The organism is Candidatus Tectomicrobia bacterium, assembly GCA_016192135.1.
GTDB lineage: Bacteria > UBA8248 > UBA8248 > UBA8248 > UBA8248 > 2-12-FULL-69-37.
Map to the genome: position 1 here is coordinate 134,137 of JACPUR010000004.1, position 11,174 is coordinate 145,310.

Annotated in this window: 6 protein-coding genes; 2 read left to right on the top strand and 4 right to left on the bottom strand. The window is 73.4% G+C overall.

Going from position 1 to position 11,174, the window contains the following annotated elements; all coding sequences use genetic code 11:
- Positions 1 to 38 precede the first annotated feature (38 nt).
- From HYZ11_03155 to HYZ11_03165, 3 genes are read right to left on the bottom strand one after another with little or no spacing between them, the layout of a single operon-like run.
- Entirely contained in the window at positions 39 to 3,428 is a 3,390-nt protein-coding gene (locus HYZ11_03155; GenBank protein ID MBI3126584.1) for a UvrD-helicase domain-containing protein, read from the bottom strand.
- Complete coding sequence (locus HYZ11_03160) at positions 3,425 to 6,613, bottom strand: PD-(D/E)XK nuclease family protein (GenBank protein ID MBI3126585.1); 3,189 nt, start codon at positions 6,611 to 6,613, stop codon at positions 3,425 to 3,427. Before HYZ11_03160 ends, HYZ11_03155 begins: the two co-directional genes overlap by 4 nt.
- A 39-nt stretch (positions 6,614 to 6,652) precedes the next feature.
- Positions 6,653 to 7,618, bottom strand: a complete 966-nt coding sequence (locus HYZ11_03165) for an ABC transporter substrate-binding protein (protein ID MBI3126586.1) — start codon at positions 7,616 to 7,618, stop codon at positions 6,653 to 6,655.
- Positions 7,619 to 8,088: 470 nt separating this feature from the next.
- Between HYZ11_03165 and HYZ11_03170 the strand changes: the two genes are divergently transcribed.
- On the top strand, positions 8,089 to 9,123 hold the full coding sequence (locus tag HYZ11_03170) for a homoserine dehydrogenase (protein ID MBI3126587.1): 1,035 nt from the start codon (positions 8,089 to 8,091) through the stop codon (positions 9,121 to 9,123).
- Between the two features lie 82 nt (positions 9,124 to 9,205).
- Positions 9,206 to 10,822 (top strand): thiamine pyrophosphate-binding protein, encoded by a 1,617-nt coding sequence (locus tag HYZ11_03175; protein ID MBI3126588.1) that lies wholly within the window; start codon positions 9,206 to 9,208, stop codon positions 10,820 to 10,822.
- Positions 10,823 to 10,889: 67 nt separating this feature from the next.
- Here HYZ11_03175 and HYZ11_03180 read toward each other — a convergent pair.
- On the bottom strand, positions 10,890 to 11,174 hold a 285-nt coding region (locus tag HYZ11_03180; protein ID MBI3126589.1), incomplete at its 5' end, for an NYN domain-containing protein.

An 11,174-nucleotide genomic window follows, 5' to 3' on the forward strand; every position in this document is an offset into this window, starting at 1 on the left:
TCCCTCTCCCCGATACGCGGCACAATGAAAAAAGAATCTTAGCAGATATCGGCTGGCGTCCCCTGCCCGTCCTCCCGGACGGCCCGGCGCCCCCGCTCCCGGAACGCCTCGTCCACCGGGAAGGCGTGCTCCGCCCCGGGCCGCAGGAAGGAGAAGACCACCTCCTTCACCTTCTTCCCCGAGGCCGCCTCCAGGCACAGCGCGTAGGCCGCGCCCTGGGGGGCGTAGCGGGCGGCGCGCGCGGGAACATCCCCGGCCTTCGCGTCGTCCGTCTTGAAGTCCCCGATCACGAGCCCCTCCCCCTCCTCGAACACGAGGTCGGCGAAGCCCCGGACCAGCCGGCCCTCCACCCGGGCGAAAAACGAGAACTCCCGCCACGCGCGCGGGGCGGCCGCCGCCCGCTGGAGCAGCCTTCCCGCCGCCCCCTTGCGGATCAGCTCCAGGGCCTCCCGCGCCGCCGCCTCGTCCAGTCCCTTCTCGCGGGCCAGGGCGCGGGCCTGTGCCTCCCACTCACCGGGCGGGATGGAGCCAACCCCGGCCAGGAGGGCATGCGCGAGGGCGCCGAAGGCGAGGCTCCGCTCGCGGCCGGTCCCGTCCGCCCCGGCGTAGCGCTCGCTCTCCCGGGAGCCCTCCTCGTGCTCCGCCAGGCGGCTGGGGGCGAGCGGGGGCCGCCAGGCGGGAGGCGCCTTCAGCTCCGCCAGGCGCCCCTCCAGCTCCGCCTGCATGCGGCGCCCCTCGTCAATCTTCCGCTCGTCCGGCTCGAAGGCGGAGGGCGGCAGGCGGAAGTAGCTCTCCGGCTCTTCCGCCCGGGGAGTCTCCATCTCCAGCAGGCGCACCGGCCCGAAGCCTCCCTTCCGCAGCGCCTCGATCGTCACCCCGCCCTTCGCCATGAGCGCCCAGGCGTCGTTCCTGTCCGAAAAGAGGGGAAGCATCAGGTAATCCCGCGCCCGCGTGGCGGCAACGTAGAGCAGGCGGACCTGCTCGGCCTCCCAGAAGCGCCGCTCCCGCTCCTCCGCCCGGGCGAACCCCAGGCTCTCCACGGACCAGATATTCTCCTTCCCGTTCTTCTCGTAGAACCCGATCTCGACCCGGTTCTCGCTCCGGTCGGCGAGCCAGACCCGCTTCCGGAACCCCTCCCGCCCCCCCAGGTCCGCCAGGGCCACGACGGGGAACTCCAGGCCCTTGGCCGAGTGCATGCTCATGAAGCGGACGGCCTCCGCCCCGGCGCCCCCGGCCTCCGCCTCGGGCTCCCGGGCCTTCTTCCCGAGCGCCACCTGGGCGTCCAGGAAGGCGCTGAACTCCTCCGCCGCGCGCGCCCCTCCCCCCTCATACTCGAAGGCCAGGTCCAGGAGCTTGAGGAGGTTGGCCGCCCGCTGCTCCCCCTGGAAGGTGGAGAGGAAGAGCTCGAAGGCCCGGGTGCGCCGGAAGATCTCGCCCAGGAGGGCGCGGGCGCTCATCCCGCCGCGCAGGGCGTGGAGCTCCCCGATCTCCTTCGCCGCCGCCGCCCACCCGGGCGAGGGCGAGAGGCCCGGCATGAAAGCGCGCGCCAGGTCGGTGTCCGCGAAGCCGTAAAGAGGCGAGCGCAGCGCCGCCGCGAGAGCGAGCTTGTCGGCGGGGCGCAGGACGGCCCGCAGCACGGCCGCCGCCGCGGCCACCTCGGCCCGGTCGTAGAAGCCCCGCCCGCCCTCCGAGACGACCGGCACCCCCGCCGCCCGGAAGGCCTCCTCGTACTCGGCGTAGCCCGTCCGCGCCCGGAAGAGGAGAGCCACGTCCCCGTAGCCCAGAGGCCGCCGCCCCCCGCCCGGCGCGGGGATCTCGGGCCGCTCGTCCTCGACGAGCCGCCTCACGGCGGAGGCGAGGAGAGCGGCCTCTTTCTTGCGGCGCGCCTCGGCGCCGTCCGGCTTCCCGGCCTCCGGCGCCTCGCCCTCTTCGCCGGAAGAACGCTCCGCCTCGTCCTCCTCTCCCTGCGCTTCCTTCGCGTCCGCATCCTTGGGCGCCAGGAGCAGGACGCGCGGGCCCTCCTCCTCCCGGTCCGCCTCGAGCGGGATGTACGCCGCCTGGAAGTCCCCGTCCTTGGCGATGAGCCGCCCGAAGATCCCGTTCACCACTTGGATGACGCCCGGCGCGCTGCGGAAGTTCTGGGTGATGGCGAGGACCTTCCCCCCGCTGCGCTCGACGATCCTCTTCGCCTCCTCGTAGACGGCGATGTCGGCCCGGCGGAAGCGGTAGATGGCCTGCTTGGGGTCCCCGACGAGGAAGAGGCCGCCCCCCGCGAGCCTCGCCCCGCGCCAGTCCTCCGGGCAGGGCTCGCCCGAGGCCAGCAGGAAGACCAGCTCCACCTGGAGGGGGTCGGTGTCCTGGAACTCGTCCACCAGGAAGTGCGCCCAGCGACGCCGGAATTCCCCGCGCGCCCCGGCGCTCCCGCGCACGAGCCGGACGGCGCGGTGGAGGATGTCCTGGTAGGTGAGCAGCCCCTCCTCCGCCGCCGCGCGCCCGAGGCGCCCGGCGAAGTCGCGCAGGGAGGCGATCGCCCCGGCCAGGATCTCCTGCCCCGCCTCGGCGCAGGCCTCCCGCAGGAAGGCGTCGTAGCCGTCGCGGAAGGGCTTGATGCCTCCGCTCCACCGCTTGGGGCTGCCGACTTTCTTGTTGAGCCTGAGCGAGGGCCGCCAGAGCGAGCGGAGGAGATCGGGCGCGGAGGCGCGCGGCAGGGCGCCCATCCACTCCGCGACCCGCGCCACCTCGGCGTAGGCCTTGTCGGAGCGGTCGAGGCACTCCGCGTCCGCGAGGGCCGCCCAGCGGGCGTGGCAGGCGCGCACCCTCTCCATGAGCTCTCCGGACGAGAGGTCCCGCGCCCGGGGGAAGCCCTCCCGGAGCTCGGGGAGCTCCAGGAGGCTGTCGCGCAGCGCGGTGAGGTGGCCGAGGGAGAGGCCGAGCGAGAGGAAGGCCTCGATCCCCTCGTCCCCCCGGGTGAAGCGCTCCGCGAGCCACTCCTGCCAGAGGCGGTCCCGCAGCGCCTCGTGGGCGACGATATCCACCTCCCCCGCGCCGGGGGCGAGGCCGGCCTCCAGTGCCCTCTCGCGCAGCAGGCGCAGGGCGAAGCCGTGGATGGTGGAGATCTGGGCCTGATCGATCCCCTCGAGCGCCGCCCGCAGGCGCTCCCGCGCGCCCGGGTCCCGCGCCCCGCCCAGCCGATCCCGCAGCCCCTTGCGGACCCGCTCCCTCAGCTCGGCCGCGGCCTTGAGGGTGAAGGTGATGGCGGCGATGGCGTCGAGCCGCGCACCCCCGCTCTCGACGAGGTGGACCACCCGGTCCACCAGGAGGCGCGTCTTGCCCGTGCCCGCCCCCGCCTCGACGAGGACGGGGCCCTCCGTCCAGGTGACGGCGAGATCGCGCGCCTCCTGATCGGCGAGGGGCTTGCGCCGGCTCATGCCTCCTCCTCCTCCGGTCCGTCCGGCTCGCCGGCCGCCTGGGCCATGCGCAGGGCCTGCCGCCCGGCCGCTTCCGCCTTGCGCCGGGCGCGGGGCCCGCGCTCGGGGCCGCAGACCTCGATGAAGCCGCAATGGCCGCAGGCGGAGGAGGGCAGCGGAAAGAAAACCCCCGCCTCCGCCGAGCGGAGGAAAAGCGCGAGGAGGCGGTCCACCTGGGGCCTCAGCCGGGCCATCTCCTCCGGGGAAAGCCCGCTCAGCCGGTATCCCGCCCCCTCGGCCACGAAGGCGTAGGCCGCGCCGATGCGGGCGCCGGGCTCCAGCATCCCCTCGCCGCGCCGGACGTAGAGGTGGGGCTGGAGCCACAGGCCCCCGCCCAGCGGATCTTTCTTCTTCGGGGCGGTGCGCCCGCTCTTGAAGTCCACGAAGCGGTACTCCCCCTCCGCGCTCCGCTCCAGGAGATCGTAGCGGCCGCTCACGAGGAGGCGGCCGTCCCCCGCCTCGGGCGGGAGCGCAAGCGCCAAGTCCTTGAACTTTCCCTCGACCTCGACGGGCCGCCAGGCGGGCGGGCCGCTCCGGTAGGCGCTCCGCAGGAAGCCCTCGAGCTGGCGCTCCACGGAGGCGCGGAGGAGCCGCCAGGGCAGGGGCAGGAGGGCGGAACCGGCCTCTTCCGCCTCCTCGAACGCGCCCGCGGCGGCGGCGGAAACCGCCCCGTGAAATTCCTCCTCCGCCATCTCGCCCGGGCCCGCCCCCCGGTCCTTCAGCGAGCGGAAGAAGCGCTCCAGGGCCGCGTGGAAGAGGCTCCCGCGCAGCAGGCCGTCCGCGTCGAGCGGGGGGCCGGGCGCCTCCGCCGCGTCGAGCTCCGGGAGGCTTCCGAGCAGGAACTGATAGGGGCACTGGAAGAAGCGCTCGAGGCGGGTCACGGCGACGGCGGCCCGGGAGGGATGGAGCGGCCCGCGCAGCCGCTCCAGGAGATCGGGATCCTCCAGCATCCCATCGTGAACGGTGAGGACGTTCGGCCGCCAGCGGTCGTCGAGGGCCTGCCTGCGCCGCGCGAAGCCCGGGGCCGCGCCCAGGTGCGCGAGGGCCCCCCTCTCCGCCCGGGCCGGAGGCAGGAGCGCCGCGAGGGCCGCGAGGTCACCCTCCAGCGCGCTGACGGGCCGGCGCCGGAGGGTTTCCTTCTCCAGCCCCGGCGCGGCGATGCGGAGGATATCCGCGCCGAAGCGGGGCAGGCCCTCGTCCTCTCCCGCGATCCCCAGCGCCGAGGCGAGGTGATGCAAGAAGAGGCTCGAGGCGCGCTCCGAACGCTCCCCGTCACCCCCCGCGCGCGGGACGCCCAGCACCACGCGGCGTCCGGCCGACTGGAGCGCCAGCCAGAAGAGGTAGCGCGCCTCCGCCATCCGCTCCCCCTTCAGGGCGAGGCGGGGAGGCAGCCCTTTCTCCTCCGGGGCGAGGCGCCCGTTGAGCCGCCGCCGGAGGTCGTCGGCGAGGAGCGGGTCCTCCCGGCCGTGGGCGGGGAAGAGGCCCTCCGCCAGGCCGGGAATGGCCACCGTCCCGAAGGAGAGGCCCCGCGCCCCCTGGAGGGAGAGGATGCGCACCCGCGCCGCCTTCGGGGGCTCGCCCCCGCCCGGGCGCTCGAGGGCGAGCGCGGCCCACCGGCGGAACTCCGCGCCCTCAACCTCGCCGAGGAAAGGGTCGAGCCGCCCCGCGCCCTCCAGCGCCGCGAGGACGCCCTCTTTCCCCTCAATCTCTCCGGTCAGCGCCTCGAAGGCTCTCTTCGCCGCCTCCGCGTGGACGGAGGGGAGGGCCCTCGCGGGCAGGGCGCGCAGATGCGTGAAGAGGATGTTCAGCGCGGCCTCGAAGGTGCGCAGGGGCGAGGCGCGCCTCGCCCCTACGGACGCGGACGCTTCTTCTTCCTTCGCCCGGTCAATCGCCCGGCGCCAGCCGTCCTCTCCGTTCGCGTAAGGCAGCCGGCGGGAGAGGACCTCCCAGCGCGAGGCGAGGCAAGAATCCTCCTCCCCGCTGCCCTTGGCCGTCCGCCATTCGAGGAAGGAGGCACTGGCGGCGAAGCTCCCCTCGTCCAGGAAACGCAACACCTCGGCGCGGGGGTAGCCCCGCTCGCGCAGGAGGGGCATCCCGAGCAGCGCCCGCCCCGCCGGAGTGCGGTCAAGGGAAACTCCGCGCTCGGCGCGCGCCTCGACGCCCAGGGAGCGGCAGGTCTCCTCGAAGAGGGACGCGTAGCCCTCTCCGCCGGGGACGAGGACGGCGGCCTCGCGGCTCCCGCCGGGGGAATACAGAAGCTCCCTCACCAGCTCGAAGGCCTCGCGGCCCGGGGCGGGGGCAGAAACGATGCGGAGGGCATCCCCCGCGAGGGAGGCCCCGCCCTCCGCCGAGAAGAGGGCCCGGCCCGCTTCCGCGAAGGGTCGCTCTCCGTCCTTCTCCACCTTCCGGTCCGTGAACCCCAGGGCGCGCAGCCAGGCGAGCATGGGCCGGACGAAGGCGCAGGCGGGGGCACCCTCCTCCGCCGGGACGAGGGCGGCGGCGGGGGCGCTCCGGCAGCAGGCCTCCACGAGCCGCCGCTGGAGGGCGTTCAGGTCGGCGAAGCCGTAGAGGAGGGTGGGGATGTCCTGGGGCGACGCCTCCGCCTCCCCGCAGGCGGCGCGGAGCAGCCCCGGCTCGTCGTAAAAACCGAACGACGCGAGCCGGGCCTCGTAGGCGTCGAGCAGAAGGGCGAGGTCGCGGAGAGAATCGTCTCCCGCGCGCTGGAGATCGGCGGGAGAAACCCCCGCCTCGCGCAGGTCGGCCAGGGTGGCGGCGAGGGCCTCGTCGTAGCCGGGGATCCCCTCGGGGGGCCGGAGGCGGCGCAGCCGGCCGGCGTTCTCCCGGAGGAGGCGCGAGGCCAGGGCCGCGTCCCCGCCGGGCGGAAGGGGCCGGAGCCCCGCGCGGCGGACGCGCGGGCCCGCGATCTCTCTCGCCAGGTCGAGCGGGGTGAGGAAGTCCACCCCCGCCCAGGCGCCCTCCCGCGCGAGGCGCTCCTGCAGGCGGTCCCGCACCAGGTTCGAGATGACGAGGACGCGGCGGGCGCGGAAGGGATCGCCCCCCTCCATCCGCCGGAGGAGGCCGCCCACGAGGGCCTCCAGCCGGTGGAAGGACGCGACGTAGAGCTCCTTGGGAGGGGCCACCGCCATGCGAACTCCCGTGCCGGGTGAGCGCCCCGCTCGGCGGAGCTACCCCTCCCGGACGCTCTCCCCGAAGAGTTCCTCCACCTCGAGGAGGCGCGGGGTGAGCCCCTGCTGGTGGGCGTAGAGGACGAGCTTCTCGAGGGTTTTGCGGTTGGCCTCGAGGCCGTAGGGCCAGTAGTTCTCGCCGAAGAGGGCGCGGGTCTCCTCCACCGCCGAGGGGAGGAAGGGCACCATGGCGGAGTAGGCGCCACTGTCGGAGAGCGCCTCCATGGCGCGCCTGCGGGCCTCGCACATGGCCTTGTAGAGGCTCCTCACCACCCAGGGCTCGCGCTTCGCGATTTCCTTGCGCACCACCACGCAGTGCATGGGCGGGTGGATGCCCGAGCGGCGGTAGTACTCGACCTCGGCCGCCTTGTAGTCGGGGAAGAGCCGCTTCACCCGGGACGAGCCCTTGGCGAAGCAGGCAGGCACCTGGTGGTAGAGGGCGCCGTCCACTTCGCCCGAGTCGAGCATGTCCGAGAGGTTCTGGCCCGGCTTCATGTAGGTGAGCTTCATCCCCTTGGGCATCTGGATGGGCACCCGGGGCTTGAGGGCCGCCACCCACTCCACCGACTTCATGTCGAGGCCGTACTCCTCCGAGAGGATGCCCACGATCCAGACGACGGCGGTCATCCCCCACTCGCGGATGGCGACGCGCTTTCCGTTCAGGTCGGGAACCTTCTCCACCTTGGCGCCGGTGTTCGCGTAAGCCATCGAGTGCCGGAAGGCCCGGCTCGGGAAGGCGGGCATCCCGACGAAGGGGCTCTCGCCCGCCCCCAGGAGGAAGCAGTGCGCCCCCATGGACATCTCCGAGCAGTCGAACTCGAGGTAGTTGCACATCCGGTGGAAGATCTCGGTCGGGGGCATCTCCACCACCCGCAGGGCGATTCCCTCGGGCTTCACCAGGCCCTTGGTGAGGTAGTGGGTGCGGTCGTAGTCGCCGAACGCGCCTGTCAGCTCGAGGTCGGCCATCGCGGCTCATCCTCCTGAGGGTGTGGGAGTTCCCCGCGCCGGGGGCAGACCATCTCTCCCACACATCCCCCGCCCGCGCAAGGACGGCCGTGGCCGAGGGGGAGCTCTCAGGGGGGTGGTGTCCGGCAGGTACTCTTTCAAGCCAAACCTCCCCCCATCGCGCCCCTCTTTCCGGGTCCCCAGGCGGCGAGCCGCCTGGGCGGGGCGCTCCCTCCCCCCTTCAAGCCTGCCCGCAAGCGGACGTCGGGTCCGCATGGACCCGACCGCATGCGGCCCAAAAGGGGGGGCGGGTTCTTTCAGCCCTCGAATGAGGCGAGTTCTTTCCTTCCCCCCTCAGGGGGGGAGGTTCTGGGGGGGTGGTTCTAGGTGGACACCCCGCCCCTCCTTGACCCCCTCCCCCGTGCGTGGCATGAGGAGGGGCCGGGGGGGATTTCCCCCGTTTTCTTTTCCCATCGGCGCGAGGAAATCCCGTGGCCCGAGATGTCCGGTTCCTGCTCTGCGGCTTCGGGCGGGTGGGGCGCGCCTTCGCGCGGCTCCTGGCCGCGAAGCGGGAGCCGCTGAGGGCCGCCTACGGCCTCGACCTCCGGCTGGCCGGGATCGGGGAGCTTGTGGGGAGCCTCCACCAGCCGGAGGGCATTGACCCGTCCGAGGCGGCGGATTTCTTCGAGGCCCGCAAGGGCTTCGGGGGCCATCCCGCCCTCCAGGCGGCCTGGAAGGGCCTGGACCTCGTCCGGGAGGCCCGGGCGGAGCTCCTGGTCGAGTGCACCCCGACCGACATCCGCACCGGGGAGCCGGCGCTGGGGCACATCCGGGCCGCCCTCGGCAAGGGGATGCACGTCGTGAGCGCGAACAAGGGGCCCTTCATCCGCAACTTCGGCGAATTGCGCGCCCTCGCGGCGGAGCGGGGGGCCGCCCTCAAGCTATCGGCCGCGGCCGCGGCGGCGCTTCCCACCCTGGACGTGGCCCAGACCTGCCTCGCCGGGGCCGAGATCCTGGCCATCGAGGGGGTGCTGAACGGCACTTCGAACTTCATCCTCACCCGGATGCGCGGCGGGATGGGCTACGCCGCCGCCCTGGCCGAGGCCCAGCGGATGGGCATCGCCGAGACCGACCCCACCCTGGACGTGGAGGGTTACGACACGGCGAACAAGCTCGCCCTCATCGCGAACGTGTGCATGGGGGCGGACCTGCGCCCCGAGGATGTGGCCCGCGCGGGCATCACCGGGGTGGGGGAAGAGGACGTCCGCCGGGCGGCCGCCGAGGGCCGGGTGATGCGGCTGGTGGGCCGGGCCGAGCGGGGGCAGAATGGGCGGGTCACCGCTCGCGTCGCGCCGGAGGCCCTGCCCGCGGGACATCCCCTGGCCGCCGTGGACGGCGCCGAGAAGGGCATCACGTACGTCACCGACTCCATGGACCGGGTCACCGTCCTGGGCGGGAAGAGCGACCCGAGGGGGGCGGCGGCCGCCCTGCTGAAGGACCTCATCAATATTTACCGTGCGCCATAAGATCAGGCGCACGGGTAACCGCGCTCCCTGAACGGACGCGGACATCCACCGCGCCGCCCCGGCGGCGCCGGCGAGGAAGGACATGCCCCAGACGAACGGAGACCTCATCGTCCAGATGCTCAAGGCCGCCGGGGTCCGGTACGCCTTCGGCATCCCCAGCGGAAACGTGCTGCCCCTCATCGAGTCCATGCGGAAGGGGGGCATCGAGTTCGTCCTCGTGGCCCACGAGGGCTCGGCCGGCTTCGCGGCCGACGTGATGGGCCGCCTCACCGGGGCGCCCGGCCTGTGCATCGCCACCCTGGGCCCCGGGGCCACGAATCTGACCACCGGCGTGGGGGACGCCTACCTCGACCGCTCCCCCCTCATCGCCATCACCTGCAACATCCCGACGGACCAAATCGGCCGGCGCATCCAGATGTACATCGATCACCACGCCCTCTTCCGGCCGATCACGAAGGGGAGCCATCCGCTGCGCAGGGGCCGCGTCGCCCCGGCGGTGGAGGAGGCCCTGCGCGCCGCCCTGAGCGAGCCCCAGGGCCCGGTGCACCTCGACCTGCCGGAGGACGTCTGCCTGGCCCCGGCCACGGAGGAGGCGCCGCCCGCCCCCGCGGGGCGGAGCTTCCACCCGGCGCCCGAGACGCAGTTCCGCAAGCTGGAGGAGGTCCTCGGCGGGGCCCGGCGCCCCGTGGCCGTCATCGGCGCCTCCGCCATGCGGATGAAGGACCCGGGCCTCCTGCGCGCCTTCATCGAGAAGCACCAGCTCCCCTTCGCCTCGACCACCATGGCCAAGGGGATGATCGACGAGGACCACCCCCTCTCCATCGGGTGCATCGAGCGGGCGCGGCGCCAGGTGCAGCGGGAGTTCCTGCGCGGGGCGGACCTCATCCTCGGGCTGGGCTACGACGTGGTGGAGGTGGAGTACGAGGCCTGGATCAAGGAGGTGCCCCTGGCGAGCGTGGACATCGAGCCGGCCGACACGGGCGGCAAGGTGAACGTGGTCCACGAGGTGGTGGGGGACCTCGACGCCTCGCTCAAGCGGATGATCGATCTGAGGCCCGGCCGCTACGAGTGGCCCTCGGACGCGGCGCTGCGCCAGAAGGAGAAGTTCCAGCGCGCGCTCCGGCCCCAGACCCCCCGCTTCTCGCCCCACCAGGCCATCGACGTGGTGCGCGCCGCCCTGCCCCGGGAGGGGCTGCTCTCCTTCGACGTGGGGGCCCACACCCACCAGATCGCCAGCCAGTGGACGGCCCACGCGCCGCGCACCTTCCTCATCACGAACGGCTGGTCCTCCATGGGCTTCGGCATCCCGGCGGGCATCGCGGCCAAGCTGGCGCGGCCGGAGCTCCCGGCCGTCACCGTCATCGGGGACGGCTGCTTCCAGATGACCTGCGGCGAGGTGGCCACGGCGAAGCGGCTGGGCATCTCCCTCCCCATCGTCGTCCTGAACGACCAGTGGCTCTCCCTCATCCAGGTGAAGCAGGAGCGCCGGAGCTTCGAGGTCTACGGCACCTCCCTCGAAAAGGGGAAGGGGGCGATGCCCGCCGATCCCCCCGCGCACTACTTCGGCGTCCCGGCGGTCGCGGCGCGCGGGCCGGAGGAGCTGGAGCGGGCGCTCCGGAAGGCCCTGGGAGCGGCGGGCCCCACCGTCATCGAGGCCCAGGTGGATTCCGGCCACTACATGGAGACGGTGTACGACTGAGACGGGGGAGAAAAGAGAAGGGGGGCGGCCCGCGCCGCCCCCCTCTTTTTCGTTTCTGGAACGGCGCTCAGGCCGAGAGCGTCGTAGTGCTGTGCATGTCGTGCACCCCGTGGCCGTCCTTGCGGGGAGCGAGCTGGACCGCCGTCAGCAGGTCATCGGTGATGGCGTAGCGCTCGTCGCAGAGGGTCCAGAGGTCCTCGTTGGCGCCGGCCTTCCGCCCGTGGAAGAGAGACACCAGCACCCCGCACTCCTTGGCCGCCGAGACGGCGGGCACGAGGTTGCTGTCGCTCGCCACGAGGATGGCGTCGGTGATCTGGCCGCTCGTGGCCAGGCGCACGAGGTCCACGCCGAG